The organism is Aurantibacter sp. (assembly GCF_039941195.1).
Lineage (GTDB): Bacteria > Bacteroidota > Bacteroidia > Flavobacteriales > Flavobacteriaceae > Aurantibacter_A.
In genome coordinates this window covers 81481-99103 of the sequence record NZ_JBDVFA010000061.1, presented here as the reverse complement: position 1 = coordinate 99103, position 17623 = coordinate 81481, and the positions used below count along the sequence as shown (strand labels likewise).

Annotated in this window: 16 protein-coding genes and 1 other RNA gene; 7 read left to right on the top strand and 10 right to left on the bottom strand. The window is 32.6% G+C overall.

All coding sequences use genetic code 11. The features are described from left to right. The first annotated feature begins 476 nt into the window (after nt 1-476). Nucleotides 477-1751, top strand: a complete 1275-nt coding sequence (glyA, locus tag ABJF52_RS10535; RefSeq protein ID WP_348149803.1) for a serine hydroxymethyltransferase — start codon at nt 477-479, stop codon at nt 1749-1751. 14 nt (nt 1752-1765) lie between these two features. Here glyA and ABJF52_RS10530 read toward each other — a convergent pair whose 3' ends face one another. From ABJF52_RS10530 to ABJF52_RS10495, 8 genes are all read right to left on the bottom strand, one after another. Further along, on the bottom strand, nt 1766-2425 hold the full coding sequence (locus ABJF52_RS10530; RefSeq protein ID WP_348149801.1) for a hypothetical protein: 660 nt from the start codon (nt 2423-2425) through the stop codon (nt 1766-1768). A 122-nt stretch (nt 2426-2547) separates the two neighbouring features. Next, complete coding sequence (locus ABJF52_RS10525; RefSeq protein WP_348149799.1) at nt 2548-3216, bottom strand: histidine kinase; 669 nt, start codon at nt 3214-3216, stop codon at nt 2548-2550. A gap of 24 nt (nt 3217-3240) precedes the next feature. Next, nucleotides 3241-5340 carry an ATP-binding protein gene (locus tag ABJF52_RS10520; RefSeq protein ID WP_348149797.1) on the bottom strand — a complete coding sequence of 700 codons (2100 nt, stop codon included), beginning with the start codon at nt 5338-5340 and terminating at the stop codon, nt 3241-3243. A gap of 71 nt (nt 5341-5411) precedes the next feature. Continuing rightward, the gene (locus ABJF52_RS10515) at nt 5412-5573 is read right to left on the bottom strand and encodes a hypothetical protein (RefSeq protein ID WP_348149795.1); all 162 of its coding nucleotides are present in this window, start codon (nt 5571-5573) and stop codon (nt 5412-5414) included. Between the two features lie 140 nt (nt 5574-5713). Continuing rightward, complete coding sequence (locus ABJF52_RS10510) at nt 5714-6475, bottom strand: LytTR family DNA-binding domain-containing protein (RefSeq protein ID WP_348149794.1); 762 nt, start codon at nt 6473-6475, stop codon at nt 5714-5716. A gap of 114 nt (nt 6476-6589) precedes the next feature. Then, nucleotides 6590-8128 carry a hypothetical protein gene (locus ABJF52_RS10505; RefSeq protein WP_348149792.1) on the bottom strand — a complete coding sequence of 513 codons (1539 nt, stop codon included), beginning with the start codon at nt 8126-8128 and terminating at the stop codon, nt 6590-6592. 26 nt (nt 8129-8154) lie between these two features. Next, nucleotides 8155-8556 (bottom strand): acyl-ACP thioesterase domain-containing protein, encoded by a 402-nt coding sequence (locus ABJF52_RS10500; RefSeq protein WP_348149790.1) that lies wholly within the window; start codon nt 8554-8556, stop codon nt 8155-8157. Nucleotide 8557: 1 nt separating this feature from the next. Beyond that, nucleotides 8558-9604 (bottom strand): glutaminyl-peptide cyclotransferase, encoded by a 1047-nt coding sequence (locus ABJF52_RS10495; protein ID WP_348149788.1) that lies wholly within the window; start codon nt 9602-9604, stop codon nt 8558-8560. A 308-nt stretch (nt 9605-9912) separates the two neighbouring features. Here ABJF52_RS10495 and ffs point away from each other — a divergent pair. From ffs to fsa, 3 genes are all read left to right on the top strand, one after another. Then, nucleotides 9913-10011, top strand: an RNA gene (ffs, locus tag ABJF52_RS10490) — signal recognition particle sRNA small type. A gap of 71 nt (nt 10012-10082) precedes the next feature. Then, nucleotides 10083-10889 (top strand): SDR family oxidoreductase, encoded by an 807-nt coding sequence (locus tag ABJF52_RS10485; protein WP_348149786.1) that lies wholly within the window; start codon nt 10083-10085, stop codon nt 10887-10889. Nucleotides 10890-10950: 61 nt separating this feature from the next. Continuing rightward, a complete protein-coding gene (fsa, locus tag ABJF52_RS10480; protein WP_348149784.1) occupies nt 10951-11604 on the top strand; it encodes a fructose-6-phosphate aldolase in 654 nt (217 codons plus the stop codon). Between the two features lie 49 nt (nt 11605-11653). Here fsa and ABJF52_RS10475 read toward each other — a convergent pair whose 3' ends face one another. Further along, nucleotides 11654-13078 (bottom strand): transaldolase, encoded by a 1425-nt coding sequence (locus ABJF52_RS10475; protein ID WP_348149782.1) that lies wholly within the window; start codon nt 13076-13078, stop codon nt 11654-11656. Nucleotides 13079-13275: 197 nt separating this feature from the next. Here ABJF52_RS10475 and ABJF52_RS10470 point away from each other — a divergent pair, with 197 nt between their 5' ends. Then, complete coding sequence (locus ABJF52_RS10470) at nt 13276-14904, top strand: ATP-binding cassette domain-containing protein (RefSeq protein WP_348149780.1); 1629 nt, start codon at nt 13276-13278, stop codon at nt 14902-14904. A 27-nt stretch (nt 14905-14931) separates the two neighbouring features. Further along, a complete protein-coding gene (locus tag ABJF52_RS10465) occupies nt 14932-16083 on the top strand; it encodes a hypothetical protein (RefSeq protein ID WP_348149778.1) in 1152 nt (383 codons plus the stop codon). Nucleotides 16084-16137: 54 nt separating this feature from the next. Here ABJF52_RS10465 and ABJF52_RS10460 read toward each other — a convergent pair whose 3' ends face one another. Then, on the bottom strand, nt 16138-16851 hold the full coding sequence (locus ABJF52_RS10460; protein ID WP_348149776.1) for a hypothetical protein: 714 nt from the start codon (nt 16849-16851) through the stop codon (nt 16138-16140). A gap of 217 nt (nt 16852-17068) precedes the next feature. Between ABJF52_RS10460 and ABJF52_RS10455 the strand changes: the two genes are divergently transcribed. Further along, nucleotides 17069-17623 carry a fasciclin domain-containing protein gene (locus ABJF52_RS10455; protein WP_348149774.1) on the top strand — a complete coding sequence of 185 codons (555 nt, stop codon included), beginning with the start codon at nt 17069-17071 and terminating at the stop codon, nt 17621-17623.

Sequence of the window (17623 nt, the reverse complement as noted above, 5' to 3'; positions counted from 1 at the left end):
TTCTTCGCTTTATTGTTAGCTAAATTTGTGATTGCTTGGTTTATGGCATTACGATAATCACCTGTATTTATGGCCTTTTGCGTCTTTTTAACTCCGCCACAGGATAGCATTACAAATATTGTAGCTAAATATAGTAGTGTTTTTTTCATGATATTAGACTTTATGATTTTGTAAATATTTTCAATAGCTATGCCAAAATAGGTCAAGTCCATAACGTAAAACGTTGAATGTTAGTACAAATCAGGTGTGCGACATAATTTTCAGTGAATTGCAAGCATTGGATTTAGCACAAATGATTAGTAGATTATTAATCAAAGACTATTAAATCTAGTGATTTTTGAGTCTTATTGCGGTTTGTAAATGACGTATGCAGGTTGTTAACTGTTATTTAATAAAATTATAATCAAAACTATTTTTTTATTGCTATTAAAGCCTTTCAATTTGTATTTTTGCCGCTTAATTAAATGACAATAGTTATGCAACGCGATAGCCAAATTTTTGATTTGATAAAAGAGGAAGAACAACGCCAGATAAATGGTATTGAATTAATTGCTTCTGAGAATTTTACAAGTCCGGCAGTAATGGAAGCAGCGGGGTCTGTATTGACCAATAAATATGCAGAAGGTTACCCTGGTAAGCGCTATTATGGAGGTTGTGAGGTTGTTGATGTTGTTGAGCAAATAGCTATTGATCGTGCAAAAGAACTTTTTGGAGCTGCATATGCTAATGTACAACCACATTCTGGTTCGCAAGCAAATGCATCTGTTTATCATGCATGTTTGAAACCAGGTGATACAATTCTTGGTTTTGACCTTTCGCATGGTGGTCATTTAACACATGGTTCGCCTGTAAATTTCTCAGGTCGTTTGTACAACCCTGTTTTTTATGGTGTTGATAAAGAAACCGGAGTTTTAGATTACGATAAGATTCAAGAAATAGCGGACCGTGAAAAACCAAAAATGATTATTGCTGGTGCTTCTGCATATTCCAGAGATATGGATTTTAAAAGGTTTCGTGAAATAGCGGATAGTGTTGGTGCATTGTTATTAGCGGATATATCGCACCCAGCTGGTTTAATCGCAAAAGGAATATTATCTGATCCAATACCGCATTGTCATATAGTTACAACTACTACGCATAAAACATTACGAGGCCCTAGAGGTGGATTAATATTGATGGGTGAAGATTTTGATAACCCTTTTGGTATTACACTGAAAAACGGAAAGCTTAGGAAAATGTCTGCTTTGTTGAATTTGGCAGTATTTCCAGGGAATCAAGGTGGGCCTTTAGAGCATATTATTGCAGCTAAAGCTATTGCTTTTGGAGAAGCGCTTTCTGATGAATTTTTACATTATATGATTAATGTAAAGAAAAATGCTGCAGCAATGGCAGTAGCTTTCGTAGCTAAAGGTTATAATCTAATATCTGGAGGTACTGATAATCACATGATGTTGATTGATTTGCGAAATAAAGATATTACAGGGAAAGATGCCGAAGCTGTTTTGGTTAAAGCCGATATAACTGCGAATAAAAATATGGTGCCTTTTGATACGCAGTCTCCATTTATAACTTCAGGGATACGATTTGGTTCAGCTGCGATTACCACGCGTGGACTTAATGAGGCAGATATGGTTACCGTTGTTGAATTGGTAGATGAAGTATTAACGAATGCAGAAGATGAAGCTAAAATTGCAAGTGTGAAATCGCGCGTAAACGCATTAATGGCAGGTAAACAATTATTTAATTACTAAATTTTTAGTAGAAATTATTGCGGAAATATAGTGACGTCTTCAAAAATGAAGTCAGCGTTCTTAACATCGTAAATAATTGTATCAAAATCTGATGTGTAGCATAATCCCCAATAGGAGAAATATTCTGAATCCGAATCTCTCGTAGTTAAATCAGATAATATAGCGTAATCTTCTTTTTTATTGTCGGCAGCAGTTAAAACCGGTATGTGAATTTCTTCAGGAATTTCTCGAATGGAAGAGACAATATAATTGTATGAATTTAGGATTACCCTCAAAATATTATCATATTGTCTAGCAATACTTAATCTACCAATTCTTTGGATTATAATTGTAGTGTCTTCTGTAGTTAGTGATAACTCTTCAATATCTATTAATACATCATTAACTTCTTGTAATTCGGCAAGAATGTTTAATAGTGCTTTTCCATTGTAACCAGTATCACTTAAGGTACTATTTCTAAAATATTCAACATTTTGAGAAAACTTCCAAGGGCTTGCAACTTCGATAACAAGTTTTACTTCTGAGGTATAGCTGGTGATGCATTCACGAATGGATATCTGTGAAATAAAGAATCTTTCAAGGTTTTTTTTGAACCTTTCCAAACCATTTAAGTTTAGGTCGTTGGAGAAACCACCTAATTCACTTGTATCAAAATTTACTCGGTTTATAGACATCAAAAAAAATAATACTTTCTACTTAAAAAGTAAATGTATATTTTAATTGACTCTGATCATTACATGAAAACCATAAAAAAACTAGGGTTTTGCTCTTATTTTTATTAAATGTAATCCGTATCTTACAAAAATCCCTTTTTTCGAGCCTCATTTATTAGGGCGAGGTCATTTTCTTCTTTAATTCCGAAGTTTACTTTTAGTTGCCTTTTACGGTTTTCTACAGAAGCTTGTGATAACGGTACGTGGTCACTAATATCCTTAGTTCGAGTTCCTTTTGCTAGTTCTTGAAGTATCATTATGTCGTAATCATCCACCTCAAATTGTCGTGACATGGTTTTTCGCATCGCTGTAAGTGCGCTCGGCGAATAATAAAGAATTCCTTTTTTTACAGTATTTACCATATCGATCAAGGTATGTTCATCTATTTCAGACTTTACCATATACCCATCTGGAGTTACCGATTTAAATAAACTTTGAATCCGTAAACTATCGCTGTATGAGGACATAAAAACAATTCGGGATTCTTTGGAGACTTCTCTAGCATAAATGCCAACATCTTCGCCCGTTCTCTTATCGTCAGAATCTAATGAAACCAATTGAATGTCTAGGAGAATTATATCGTACTTTCTAGTATTTAAAGATTGTTTGATTTTTTGTTTAGCAATATCAAAAGTGGTCGCAATGTCTACTTCAACTTCGAATTCGTTAAAATTGGCATCCTCAAGAATAAACTTATAGCCCATGACCGTCATCTTGTGGTCATCTAAAGCAAATATTTTTAAAGTTTCCATTGACTTTGGGGTCTTAATCTGTGATTAATTGGCTAGTGTATCAAAATTATGCTTTTCTTTTGAAAAGTAAGTAATCGGAATCAATAATCTCACAGAAGTACCTTCTCCTAATTTGCTATCAATAGTCCATTCCCCATTCAGTCTATTTACTCTGGACTTCAGATTTAACATACCAATTCCATTTCTTTTGGTTTTTGTTAAATCGAAACCAACACCATCATCAGAAATTATTACTTGTAGGCTTTCATTTTCGACGGAGAAATCTAAATTTATCGTTTTACACTGGGCATGTTTAATTGCATTTTGTACACTTTCTTGAATAATGCGGTATAAATTAATCTTTATGTCACCACTTAAATTATCCCATGTAAATTCATTATCATAATTAAAAGTGTGCGAAATATTTGCGGTAGTTCCAGTGTTTTCTAATAAATCGGAAATGGAGCGAATAAAATTATGCATGTCTTTATATGCAGCATGGCTAAGTTCGTGCGATATTAATCGCACTTCACTTTCTACATCTTTTAAAGCAGAAATAGCATCTGCTCTAACGGTTATAGCATCCGTATCTACTTTTTTATTAAGTCCGGTTAGAACCATTCGAGCACCTAACATTTTACCTAAAATACCATCATGTAATTCTTCAGATATTCTTTTTTGTTCTATTTTTTTGCCTTCTTCAAGTTTTTGTTTTTCAGATAGCATTAAACTAAATATCTTTTCATCGCTTTTTTGCTGAGCTTGTATAAACTTTAGTTTTTGGTTTTTTATACGTTGACTTATGATTACAAATGATGCCGCAAATAATAACATTACGGATACTGTAATTCCCGCCCATAATTCCTTTTCGCTGGCAAGTATTATATTTTCAGCTACAACTTCGTCGGTCTCAAAACGAATGCGTGCAAATTTATTACGTAAAGTTCTCTCGGCATGCGCAAGACTGTCATTAAGATTTATGTAGCGCTTACTATAGCTAGCCGCATTATTTTTATCAATTTGTGCAAGTAACCCTAATGATTGTAAAAGCCTTTCATTATTGCTGCTTTTTTCAGCATTTTGTTTAGCTTTTAAAAGTGGCACTAGGGCTTTAATCGAATCTTTATTAAACAAGTAATATTCTGCTAAATTAATATAACTGCCAGCCAATGCAGATTCATCTTCTAAGCTATCTCTTATTTTTATCGCTTCTTCTATTATGCTTACTATATTATCGTCTTCATTATTTTTATACTTAGCAGTAGCATAATTATTTAAAGCTCTAGCATAAGTATCGGGCCATTTATTATTTACACTATCGAAATTTATTATTTTTTTAAATTGATTTTTAGCATTATCAATGGCACCACTTTTTAAATTAGTTACTCCAATATTATTGACAAGCTGAAGTTCGAGAAACTCTCGGGAATCTAATTTTCTTACATAGCCTTCTGCTTCGTTATAGTATTGATATGATTGTTTATATTCTCCTAAATCTTTTGATACTATACCTAGTAAATTATAGCATCGAAATAGCATCATATTTTCATCAAAAGGTTTTAATAACTCTATCGCTTTTATAGTATTAATTTCACTACCAGAATAATCTTTAATTTCTGATTGTATTCGTGCCATATCATAGGTAATATAACCTGCACGTTTGGTTTCATTCAATTGTATGAAATATTTTTGCGCTTTAGACAAATAATAATAGGCGCTGTCTTGCACATCAGCCTTTTCTAAATATACACCAAGATCCCAAAAGTTAAGACTAAGCCGATACGTGTCTTCAAGTTTTAAGGCTAAATTACGTGCTTGTTTGTTGGAAACTCTAAAATTGGTGGAGTCGTTCAATTGTGAGTATAGCCATTGCAGCTTTGTCAAGCGTTTTATACGTATAGTGTCTTGCTTAATTTGTTGTGTTAATTTAAATGCTTTATTTAAAAGGAGTAATCTATCAGATATAGACAAAGCTTTGTTTGAACCCAAATTAATATAATCAAGAATACTATCCTTTTCGTTTGTAGTAGCAAACTCCTCTTTATTCTTTTTAGCATTATTGCAAGAAGTGATGATTAGGGCAACAACAAACGTTGCGATAAATATTCGCAATGTGTTAAAGGAGGATGCAAGGTGATTGTTCATTAATTACAAGATATAAAAAAAGCCTTAAAAGTAATATTCAAGGCTTTTTTTATGTAAACTATTTTTTGCTATTATTCACCACCACTGCCACCAGAACTACTATGGCCATTGTCATCATTCTCAGCTGCATTTATTGAATTGTAGATATCATCATTTTCTGCGGTATCGTTATCGCATGAAAACATGCCCATTGTCATTACTACTACTGCTATAATACTTGCTACTTTTTTCATGGTTCTTTTATTTAATTGTTATTGGATTTTTAGTACACGACTAAACTACCATGATTGCTAGTTTACAATGGAGATTGAAAAATTCTACTAGTAAATAGAACAGTTTTGTGAGTAAGTGAATGAATTTTATGAGTATTCGATTAATTAACCGAGTGAATTGTAGTTTTTGAAAGAATATTTTTTAAATGGTCAACGTTTTCGCGATACGATTTTGAAAACGGTAACTGTACTTTACTGAGCTTTAAAGCACATATGGATTTCCCATAATTAATACGAGATACATAATTGGTATTTAATATGTAGCTCTGATGTATACGAACGAAGTTTTTTGGTAATTGTTGTTGGTAGGTCTTTAAAGTTTTATATGCACTAATTACAGAACCGTCTTTCATAATAAAATCGGTTGCATTATTATCTGCTTGTAGGTAAAGAATGTCCTTAGTAGAAACATAATGATAATCGCGGTACGATTTTAAACATAAAGTCTCCAAATCTTTTTCTTTTGGCATCAACTTTTTAAGTTTTAAAATAGACTTACGAATATTGAATTCATTATAAGGTAATAACCAATAGTCGAAAAAGTTGTTCTTAATTGCGTCATATGCATGCGCTTTAGAAGTGGAGATGCCTATAAAAACCGGTAGCTCTTTTATGTATTGATATAGCTCTGTAACCATTTGAAAATGCTCTTGAGCCTTATCATTTAAATTGATAAAAACTACATCTGGAGAAAACTTAAGAATATTGTCGATGCCCTCATTAGAATTTTTTGAGTGTGATACAAGGCAGAAGTCACCATACTCTTCTAAATAGTGCTGTAATTGCAAGTTAGAAGTAGCGTCGGAATCTATTATAGCATACGAATATTCCATTGACTTTTTATCTACATGCAAATTAGCCATAGAACTAATATGTTGCTTGTAGATTTCCCGTATAAATTTTAGGGTTTACATTCGCAATTTACTGAAAATGAACTAATTTGAAAGAATTTTCTTTCAAAAAATGAATATATGTAATTATTCTTGTAGGGTAGATTCGAAAGCACCAATATCTGGATTAACATTTCTATTAACCCCTCGGATGTCTAGGGGGATTTCTAGTGCTGTTTCCAAATTAGCTGTTCCGTTTGCTGAAGATAATTCGTTTATTCGATAATCTCCTCCAAAAGAATCAAAAAATTCTGGTGGTTGATTAATTATATTATTTTTAAAATGATTTTCATTATCGAAATCAAGAACAAAACTGTCTGTCGATACAGCATTATCTGCATAACGAATTAGACAATTGGTAAAGGAAAAATTGAAGGTGTTTGTTTCATTTGAAACTAAAGAAATTTCTCTTGATTGCGCACCGTAAATTATGCAATTTGTAAAATCAGCATTAAACAAATCGTAGCTTTTATCATTAGAAAAATTATCAATTTGTAGCGCAGTACTTAATCTAAAATCTTTAATCCAATAGTTGGCAATAGTACAGTGCGAAAAATTATAGGCTCCACCCATATTGCAATATAGCGATTGACTACCAGCAGCGCCCAACACTAAATTTTCGGCAAGAATACTAGCAGATTGTGCCCAAAGGTTTATGTTTTCACTATTATAAATTTGAGAATTTTTAATTTCTAAGTTTGTGTTTTCCGATGTACTATTATTGTTTAATTCATCTTGAATTTTTAAGCCAACTGTAGCATTTTTTATGGTTAAATAATTAATGGTATTACCTGTACTTCCGTTGGTTATTAATAGTGCTCCCCATTGTCCAGAAATTGATTCGAATTGCGGTTCTAATCGGTCGCCTTCAAAAATTACTTCGTTCTCTAAAAGTTTTGAATCACTGCTAAGACTTCCGTTTATCATTAATTTGGCTCCGGCATCTATATAAATTCCAGAGTCCTTATGAAAATGAACTCTGGCACCGGCATCTATAAGTAAAGTTTTTTCATTGGAAACAGCAGCATAACCATAAATTACGTAAGGCTTTTCATTGGTAAAATGCAATTGATTGTCTTGTAATGAAAAACCATCTACCTTAATACTATTTCCTTCGGAATCGTTACCAATTGAAATAGTTTCTATTTTTCCTTCAGAATCTTTATTTGGAAATAAAAAAACAGCATCTTTTACAAGGGTTACTAATTCAACCGATTGTTCATCTGTATCAACATCAAAAAGTAATTTGTCTGTATACAGTAATTCATTAACCGTATGTGGCGAAACATGAAAAGTTGTTTCGATAAAAATAAACATACTGTCTTGCGCTAATATTGGAATGTTTTGAAATTCTTTTCCCGGTACACCATCTACATTGAGACGGTATCCACTTTGAGTACCGTTTTGTAATCGGATTGATGGAATTTCTACATCATCTCGAGTGGGATTATATACTTTTAAACTATAGGTGCTACTACCTATATTGCTGAAAATAGTATCGAGATATACGGTGTCTTTTGAAAACTCTAAATTTCCTGCACTTGGTGCATATTCAAAATTTTTGCGACATGCCATGCCAGAAGCAAGCAAAACAAAAATCAGAATGGAGTAGAGGTATGGTCGCATTTTTTAGCACATAATCAATGGAACGTTTAGCGCGTTTCATTTGAAAAAATCTCTTTTATATTTTCAGAAATTCTAGTGGGTTTAAACGTTTTAGCATTTAGTAAACACCACTCAGTACTTGAACGAACTAAAAGCGAATTTGTTTTAGCATTGAACATTTCAACCACACGAACAGAAATAGGGCCTCTGCTTTTTGCTATATGTGTTCTTACTAAAATAGTATCGTTTAACATGGCTGCGCTTTTATAGGTGATATTATGGTTCATTACTACCCATACTACCGATTCAAGAATTTCTTTAGTTACTCTAGCTTGCCAATGTTCCTTTGAGATGTCTTGTATCCATTGTACATAACGCACATTGTTTACATGGTCGAGGTCGTCTAAATCTTCTTCCCCAACAACAATTGTTTTTTCGTAATAATTCATTTTATTTTTTTGAGATGGTAACCTCAAAAAGCTTGTCCCAATCTTTACCAGTTACAAAGAAAGTCTTTCTGGTAGGGTGAAATGCAATGCCGTTTAATACATTATCTGTTGGGTTCCAATTATCTCCTTTAGTCACTTTTTTATCTAATCCACTAAAATTAATGACACCTTCAATAGCACCGCTTTCTGCATCAATAATCATAACACTTGGGCGTTGATAAACATTAGCGTAAATTTTACCATCCACAAATTCGAGTTCATTTGCCTTGTTGAAAATAGATTTGTTGGTTACAATTTCTATATGACCTTCTTCAACCAATGTATTTGGATTTAAAAACCAAATTTTTTCTGTTCCATCGCTTTTATATATTTTTTCACCATCGTTGCATAGTCCCCATCCTTGGTTGCTTTCGCCATATTGAAAACTATCAATTCTTTCGAATTTATTCAGGTCATAAATAAAGCCTGTTTTTGCCTGCCAAGTCAATTGATATATTTTATCATTCATTATGGTAATTCCTTCACCAAAAAACGATTTATCGAGATCAATTCTTGCAAAGTCTTTCCCAGTATTAAAATCGAACTTTCTTAAAAAAGAACGGCCTTTTTTCCCCGTACCTTCATATAGCGTATCGTTATGGAATTCTAATCCTTGTGTGTAGGCGCCTGTATCATGTGGAAAAGTATTAATTATTTCGTAGCTATATACTTCAGGAACTTTTTCAGCTAATATTTTGATGTCTCGTGAAATGTCTACCGTTCCATCCTCATAAGTGACGTTAGCTGTTAAAGTTCTATTGCCTAACAATGTTGTGTTTAAAGTGATTTTATTACCTGAAATAGGAAGTTCATTGCCATCTATGGAATAGACCACTTTACTGATATCTTTCTCTTTCTTATTTATAATGGAGATACCTACAGATTGATTTTTTTGGAAAATATCTTTTCCGCCTTCCAAATCAATTTTAAATAAGTCGGCTTTTGAACCTCCGTCGCCACAGGCCATAAAAAGAATAGAAGCAAATAAAGAAACTAATAATTTAGGCATAATAAGAAATAATTGAATTTAAGATGGTAAAGTTAATCGATTCTATTCAAAGGTTCAATAGTCTAATTTATGAATCGGAGTTAGGTGTTAGAAAATAGCAGAGCGTTGTAAAATTGTAAATGTAGTAACCATGATAAAGTGATAAAGTGTTTAAAAGTCAATTTTTTAATTAGCTGTTTGTCTTTGAACTAGTTATACGGTTATTCTTTTAACGTAAACATTCGCAAAACTTATATTTAATTATTTAGCAAATAATTAATGCATTTCTCTTTTGGATAATGCCTTTTGTTCGTTGTATATTTGCAGTTCGGCAAGTCCTACACGACCAGCTCCTGTAGAATCCCCCAGGGTGGGAACGCAGCAAGGGTATATGGTTGTAGCGGTGCGATGTAGGTAGCTTGCCGTTTTTTTATGCGATAATTTTATATTCGTACTTCATTTAGAATTAAAATACCAAAATCATTAATTTGCAGGCCTTATGTCTCAGAAAGTAGTTCTTGTTACGGGCGGTTCTTCGGGTATCGGTAAATCTATTTGCATTTTATTAGCAGCTAATGGATACAATGTTTATGGAACCACCAGAAATGTTGCAAAACATCCAGATTTTAGTGCTTTTGATCTTTTAGAAATGGATGTTAGAAATGTTGAAACAATTAAGCAAGCCGTTGATGAAATAATTGCAAAAGAAGGTAAGCTTGATGTTTTAATAAACAATGCTGGAGTTGGTATTACTGGGCCTATAGAAGAAACACCACATTCTGAAATTTTAAGTGCATTCGATACCAATTTTAATGGACCCTTACATGTGGTAAAAGAAGTAATGCCACATATGCGAAAGCAGGGTGGAGGTTACATCATAAATATAACTTCTATAGCAGGGTATATGGGATTGCCATTCCGAGGGGTTTATTCGGCCTCTAAAGGAGCTTTGAGTATTGTTACAGAGACGATACGTATGGAAGCCAAAGAATTTAATATAAAAGTTTCTAGTTTAGCTCCTGGTGATTTTGTAACAAATATAGCAAGTGGGCGATATCATGCGCCCATTAAAGCGAATTCAGCCTATAAGAAGTATGCTGAAAGTCTTGAGATGATGAATGAGCACGTGGCAGATGGCCAAGACCCTATTCTGGTAGCAAAAACGGTATTAAAGATTTTAAATACAAAAAATCCTAAAGTACATTATAGAGTAGGGGCTTTTATGCAAAAATTCTCGTTGTTTCTGAAAAAAATACTGTCTGACAAACTCTACGAGAAATTATTGATGAACCATTATAAATTGTAGCTTTGTTACTAGCAACTACCTTTGTGTTAAAGGAGTAACTTAAAACTTAAAAACTAGATAAATGAAATTTTTTATAGATACTGCCAATTTGGACCAGATTCGTGAAGCACAAGAACTAGGTGTTCTTGATGGGGTCACAACTAATCCATCTTTAATGGCAAAAGAAGGTATTACAGGAAAAAATAATATTTTAAAACATTATGTTGATATCTGTAATATTGTTGAAGGTGATGTTTCTGCTGAAGTTATTTCAACAGAATTTAATGAAATGGTGAAAGAAGGTGAAGCATTAGCTGAATTACACGATCAGATTGTAGTTAAAATACCTATGATTAAAGATGGTGTAAAAGCTTTAAAATATTTCTCTGATAAAGGTATAAGTACTAATTGTACTTTGGTTTTCTCACCTGGTCAAGCATTATTGGCTGCTAAAGCGGGCGCAACGTATGTTTCTCCATTTATTGGTCGTTTAGATGATATTTCTACCGATGGCTTAAACCTTATTGCTGAAATTCGCCATATTTATGATAATTATGGATTTGATACTCAAATATTAGCTGCGTCAGTAAGACATACAATGCATGTTATTGATTGTGCTAAATTAGGTGCTGATGTTATGACTGGTCCATTATCATCAATAGAAGGCTTATTGAGACACCCACTTACTGATAGTGGTCTTGCTAAATTCTTGGCAGATTATCAAAAAGGAAACTAGGAGTTTTTAAAAACAATTTAAAAGCAGCATAAATTTTTATGCTGCTTTTTTAGTTTTTAGCAAGTTGGGTATAACCACTCATTTGTTGCTCAATAGTATTTGAGAAAATATTACTAAAGGCATTAACTATTTTACCATTCTCTGTGATAATACATTTGTTAATTGGAAAAATAATGAGGGCCTTTGTCAACTCGTCAAAATTTGCTGAACGGTATTGTAAATCTGGATTAAGCTTTGCAGTCTGTACGATGCCTTTCCAGTTTGTTTCTTCGGTTTTCACATTAATTCCAACTAACTGATAGTCTGGTTTTCTTTTGCCCAGCCATTGCACTCTTTTATTAACTTCTTTTAAATGGCGCTTGTCTTCTCCCGACCAAAAATAGAAAAGTGTTTTTCTATTCTTCGAAATATCTAATAACGACATTTTCTCTCCTTCAGCATTAAAAACATAAACCTCAGGAATAGACTTTGTAGGCTGTATATTCTTTATGCCTTCATATAATTCATCAACCTCTTTATTATGTCTATTGTTATTCGAGAGCTCGTGAAACTTTTCAATAAAAATTTCATTGTTTTTTTCAGAGTCGTGGGATTTTAATAAATAATCAAAAGCAACTTTTCGTAATAAATTGTCTTTCAGTTCTTTGTCAATAACAACACTATCTATAATATATAGTTTATGACTGTTAAAATGCATTCGACTTTTAACGAATTTTTCTTTTAATTCACAATCAGATGTACAACTCATGTAGGTAATATTGCCAAAATGATTGTTCATAAAATTATAATAGGGTCTAAGATAAGTTAGATCACTATCATTAAAATCTAGATTTTTACGGTAATCATAGAAATTAGCAGGTACTTCTTGTATTTTTTTGTCTTTGGTATATTTACGATGTACAAAGGGATATTTCTCTTTATAAGCATCATATCCATAAACAATACTTGCCTTGGCAATCTTAACTTCTCTATCAGTTAAATTGCCTTCTTCTTTAAGTATGTTGAGTATTTCTAGCTTCTGATTAGCTAAAGAATCTAATTTTGTAGTAAAAACTTTTGGTTCTAATCGAAACGTAGCATTTATTCCTGGTCTTTCTTCTTCATTCGCTAAAAATAGTTCTAGAAGAAAGTTGTTTATTTCTTCACCATCCCCAGAGAAAACTAAAGATTCATCAAAATCAACCGTGTTCAATCTAACTGCAAGACTATCTCCTTTTTTTAAGTAAACATATTGCAATTCGGGAGCGTGGTTAAAATGATATAAACCATCCGCAATAGAATCAAATTGAAATTTAAATCTATTGTTTTCATCCAATTTAGCAGAATCGATTATGTTGTCTCCTTTATAAAGAACAACATGACCGGAAGTAGGATTCACAATTTCTCCAGTAAAATAAACATGAGGAGAACTGTTTTTGCCTTTTCCACAACTGGCTAAAACTATAACTAAAAGATAAAGTAAATTTTTATTCATATAAAAATTGCTACACCTATAACACTCAAAAATAATAAACCGGTATAGGCGAGCCTGTTAAATGGTAGTTAAAAATGGAAGTAATACGTTAATATGTAGATTGAAAGAGGAACTATTTTATATCATTTTTGCTGATAAAATGGGAGCTTAAGCGATAATATTATGTATTTTTGCGCCAATTTTTAAAATAGAAAACTATGCTGTCGGTATCAAATTTATCAGTGCAATTTGGAAAAAGAGTACTTTTTGATGAGGTGAATGTGTCTTTTACACAAGGAAATTGTTATGGTATTATCGGTGCAAATGGTGCTGGTAAATCAACTTTTTTAAAAATTCTTTCAGGAGCTATAGATCCCACATCGGGTCGGGTGTCTTTAGAACCTAGTAAACGTATGTCTATCTTAGAGCAAGATCACAATGCTTACGATGAAACTGGAGCATTAGATGCTGTTGTAATGGGGAATAAACCTTTATTTGCTATAAAGACGGAAATTGATGCTTTATATGCCGATTACTCCGATGAGAATGCAGATAAAATTGGTGAACTTCAAGTACGTTTCGAAGAAATGGATGGTTGGAATGCTGAAAGTGCCGCGGCTGCATTGTTATCTAACTTGGGAATTTCTGAAGATTTGCACCACACAGCAATGGCAGATATAGATCCAAAATTAAAAGTACGTGTACTTTTAGCTCAAGCTTTGTTTGGTAGCCCAGATGTTTTAATTATGGATGAGCCGACAAACGATCTTGATTATGAAACAATAAATTGGTTAGAGAATTTCTTAGCTGATTATGAAAATACAGTTATCGTAGTATCGCACGATAGACACTTTTTAGATACGGTTTGTACGCATATTGCTGATATCGATTTTGGTAAAATGAATTTGTATTCTGGTAACTACACTTTTTGGTATGAAAGTAGCCAGTTAGCATCGAGACAAAGAGCTCAACAGAATAAAAAAGCCGAAGAAAAAGCGAAAGAATTACAAGAATTTATTTCACGTTTTAGTGCAAATGTTGCTAAAAGTAAACAAGCAACTTCGCGAAAGAAAATGCTCGATAAATTAAATGTTGAGGATATTAAACCTTCTAGTAGAAGATACCCCGCTATTATTTTTGAACGTGAAAGAGAAGCTGGTGATCAGATATTAAATATTGAGGGATTAGCTGCCACTTCAGAAGATGGGGACCTTTTATTCGATAAAGTAAACATTAACCTTTCTAAAGGAGATAAGGTAGCTGTTATATCAAGAGATGCCAGAGCTACAACTGCATTTTACGAAATTATAAATGATAAAAAGAAAGCTGATAAAGGAACATTTCAATGGGGCGTAACTACAAATCAGTCGTATCTGCCAGCTGATAATTCTCGTTATTTTAAATCTGACGATAGTTTGGTAGATTGGTTACGAGAATGGGCAAAAACGGAAGAAGAACGAGAAGAAGTATTTATTCGTGGTTTTTTGGGGAAAATGCTTTTTAGTGGCGAAGAAGCACTTAAAAAGTGCTCAGTTTTATCTGGAGGAGAAAAAGTTCGTTGTATGCTTAGCCGCATGATGATGCTTAGGGCTAACGTTTTAATGCTTGATGAACCAACAAATCACTTGGATTTAGAAAGTATTACTGCATTTAATAATTCACTAAAGAATTTTAAGGGTACTGTGCTATTTACAACCCATGATCATGAATTCGCACAAACAGTTGCCGATAGAATAATAGAATTGACCCCTAAAGGCAACATTGACAGATATTTAACGTTTGATTCATATATGTCTGACAAGACAATAAAAGAACAGCGTGACAAAATGTACGCTGTTTCTGTATGATATTGTAAAACCCAAATTTTACAACTTATGAAAACCTACAACATTCTTTATGCATTTTTGGCATGCGCTATTCTCAGCTGCAGTAAATCGGATACCAATACTGACGTTGAAGGAGAGGGTGGTGATACTCCAGGCGCAGATGCTAGCTACAATTTATTAGTTAATGATAACAGTGTAATTTCAAGTACTTTAATTAATGCAACTGCAGAAGTACTAACACTAAACCCTGCTAAGAGTTCTTTTGAAGATATGATAATGCCAGATTTAGTTTATAATGATGGTAGTATAATGACTTCTTATCAAAAAAATACCGATTGTGGTGGAATTATTTCTCAGTTCAATTTTTCTGATAATTCAACTACAACGTTAGATTTATTTGCTGAACTATCTGATTGTAACTTGAAGGTGACGGCAATAGCACATTCAGATTCAAAGCTTTATTTAACTTATCACCTAGATGATAGCAATGATTACTTTGTTCGAGTAATTGATCTATCTCAAATGGCTTCGAATTTTGTAGACGTTCCCTTAAAAAATGAATCTTTTGATCCTACATATATTCCAAAAGAGTTAGTATTTGCAAATGGTAAATTATTCATTTTAGGGCATGATGAATCTGCTACAGATGAGTACCATCTTTTAATAATGAGTGAAAGTACAAATACCTTAATGAGTGATGTTAATTTAGGTTTTGATGTAAAGCAAATTTTTAAAAATCCAGCAGAAAATATAATTGTTAGTTATAGTAACCTACATTCAGAAATAAACAGTAGTACGTTAAAAGTTAAATACACGAATTATAACGATAGTACGGCACCGAACTTTGTAAACTCGAAATACAATTATTTTGATAGCCAAGGGAGAATGTATTATGAAATGCCTCCAGGTGATTACAGTTCTTATGCAATTATTCCAGCGGTATATGATTTTGATAACCAGTTGGCAATTTTATATGCCTATGAAAACTTTTTAACAGAGGCGCAAAGTATTTTCGAATTTAAAATTGAAAATACAACAATGGTTTCTTATGATGATAAAAATGATTTTATTGTAATAGGATATAAAAAAATGGAGAGTTCAAATAAAGGTGGGATTTTAAGAATAAAACCAGCACCAGCACCAGAACTTATTGATAACTTGGACGTAGACGGAATCCCATACAAACTCTATGTAAAATAATATAGAATCAAACTAATTAAAAAAAGGCTGTTTAAACATTTTAAACAGTTTTTTTTATGTGTTAATGTACTTACTATTCCAAATGGCATTGCTAAAATTCTTGCCTTGAGCAAAAGCATAATAAACTACAACAGCCGCTATTGATTTAAAACTAAAAAAGAATAATAATCCAAATTGTGCTACAGTAGTAGATTTTGAAAACAATCCTGATGGTATAAGTGTAGTAATTATTAAACTTACCAATAAGGTAAACCAAACTAAATTTATTATATTTTTAAAAGGCCACATTAGTAACTTTCGCAATGGATGTAGGTCGTTTCCCCACTTATATATTAAATAAAAATAACCATTACCTAATGGCGCAAAAAGTATCGGATCATCTTTATCTTTTAATTTGAATAGTTTTGAGGGGGCTAATACTTTAAAACCGGAAAGTTCCATTTCGTGTTCTTTTTCCAACTGCCTAATTTTGGAAATAGCTTCTTCAGGTATTTCTCCTTTAAACAATTTGGAGTCTAAAAACCGTAATCTATAGGCAACACAAATATTTTTTATTTGCGCAATATGGAATATATTTTCAGATGCCAATAAATCAAGGTCATAATTAAAAGAAGTAAATGTAGAACCCTTAAGTATATTATTTTTGATAGAATCGCGTTCAGTTTGATTTTGCTCTAAAATAGCATAAATATTTGCTATATCTTCTTCCGTATTTAGATGCCTTTTTCGCTCTTTAACTAGTTTTTCTTGTATGTTTGTTCTCTTCATTATCTATAATTTGAACACAACTATTACATCAAATATAAAATAATTAGAAGCTAGATGCGTTTTATGTAGCAAATGCCATGTTAATATTGTGTTAATTTGTTTGTAACTGGTTGTCAATTATTGCAATGAAGACGCTTTTCATTGTAACTTCGTCCGAGATAACTAACCGTTTATCGAGAATAGCCCTTAAACAAGAACACTGACCAGTACGAAACCTATGAAATTTTTGACCTCCGGATTCCCCATAATTTTTCTCTTCTTTTCATTAATCTCTTCGGCTCAAAACAATAGTTATGAGTTTTTATCCGAAATGGATCCTGAAAAATCTATTTTAACCAATACTGCTGATTCTGAAAATTATAAAACACTTTTAGAAGTAATGCGTGCATCGGAACTCGAAGAACTTTTAGCTGATGATGGACCATTTACAGTTTTTGCACCAACAGACAGTGCATTTGAAAAACTACCAAGAAATAAAGTGGCTGAATTACTGAAACCAGAAAATAGAAAAGAACTAAAAGATTTAATGGCGTACCATATTGTAGCTGGAAATTTTTCGGCCTCTAAAATATTAAAAGCTATGTGTCGCGGTAACGGTACAGCTACATTTACAACAGTTCAAGGAAATGAACTTACTGCTACCATGCAAGGTATTGATATTATTTTGAGTGACAGTATTGGGAATTCTGCTAAAATAACTACTGCTGATGCTAATCAATGTAACGGAGTAATGCACGAAATTGATGGTGTAATTACCCCGGGTAATTTTTAG

Excerpts from the sequence above, each read along its gene's own strand:
- glyA (WP_348149803.1), top strand. The coding sequence starts at position 477 with ATGCAACGCGATAGCCAAATTTTTGATTTGATAAAAGAGGAAGAACAA.
- ABJF52_RS10530 (WP_348149801.1), bottom strand. The coding sequence starts at position 2,425 with ATGTCTATAAACCGAGTAAATTTTGATACAAGTGAATTAGGTGGTTTC.
- ABJF52_RS10525 (WP_348149799.1), bottom strand. The coding sequence starts at position 3,216 with ATGGAAACTTTAAAAATATTTGCTTTAGATGACCACAAGATGACGGTC.
- ABJF52_RS10520 (WP_348149797.1), bottom strand. The coding sequence starts at position 5,340 with ATGAACAATCACCTTGCATCCTCCTTTAACACATTGCGAATATTTATC.
- ABJF52_RS10515 (WP_348149795.1), bottom strand. The coding sequence starts at position 5,573 with ATGAAAAAAGTAGCAAGTATTATAGCAGTAGTAGTAATGACAATGGGC.
- ABJF52_RS10510 (WP_348149794.1), bottom strand. The coding sequence starts at position 6,475 with ATGGCTAATTTGCATGTAGATAAAAAGTCAATGGAATATTCGTATGCT.
- ABJF52_RS10505 (WP_348149792.1), bottom strand. The coding sequence starts at position 8,128 with ATGCGACCATACCTCTACTCCATTCTGATTTTTGTTTTGCTTGCTTCT.
- ABJF52_RS10500 (WP_348149790.1), bottom strand. The coding sequence starts at position 8,556 with ATGAATTATTACGAAAAAACAATTGTTGTTGGGGAAGAAGATTTAGAC.
- ABJF52_RS10495 (WP_348149788.1), bottom strand. The coding sequence starts at position 9,604 with ATGCCTAAATTATTAGTTTCTTTATTTGCTTCTATTCTTTTTATGGCC.
- ABJF52_RS10485 (WP_348149786.1), top strand. The coding sequence starts at position 10,083 with ATGTCTCAGAAAGTAGTTCTTGTTACGGGCGGTTCTTCGGGTATCGGT.
- fsa (WP_348149784.1), top strand. The coding sequence starts at position 10,951 with ATGAAATTTTTTATAGATACTGCCAATTTGGACCAGATTCGTGAAGCA.
- ABJF52_RS10475 (WP_348149782.1), bottom strand. The coding sequence starts at position 13,078 with ATGAATAAAAATTTACTTTATCTTTTAGTTATAGTTTTAGCCAGTTGT.
- ABJF52_RS10470 (WP_348149780.1), top strand. The coding sequence starts at position 13,276 with ATGCTGTCGGTATCAAATTTATCAGTGCAATTTGGAAAAAGAGTACTT.
- ABJF52_RS10465 (WP_348149778.1), top strand. The coding sequence starts at position 14,932 with ATGAAAACCTACAACATTCTTTATGCATTTTTGGCATGCGCTATTCTC.
- ABJF52_RS10460 (WP_348149776.1), bottom strand. The coding sequence starts at position 16,851 with ATGAAGAGAACAAACATACAAGAAAAACTAGTTAAAGAGCGAAAAAGG.
- ABJF52_RS10455 (WP_348149774.1), top strand. The coding sequence starts at position 17,069 with ATGAAATTTTTGACCTCCGGATTCCCCATAATTTTTCTCTTCTTTTCA.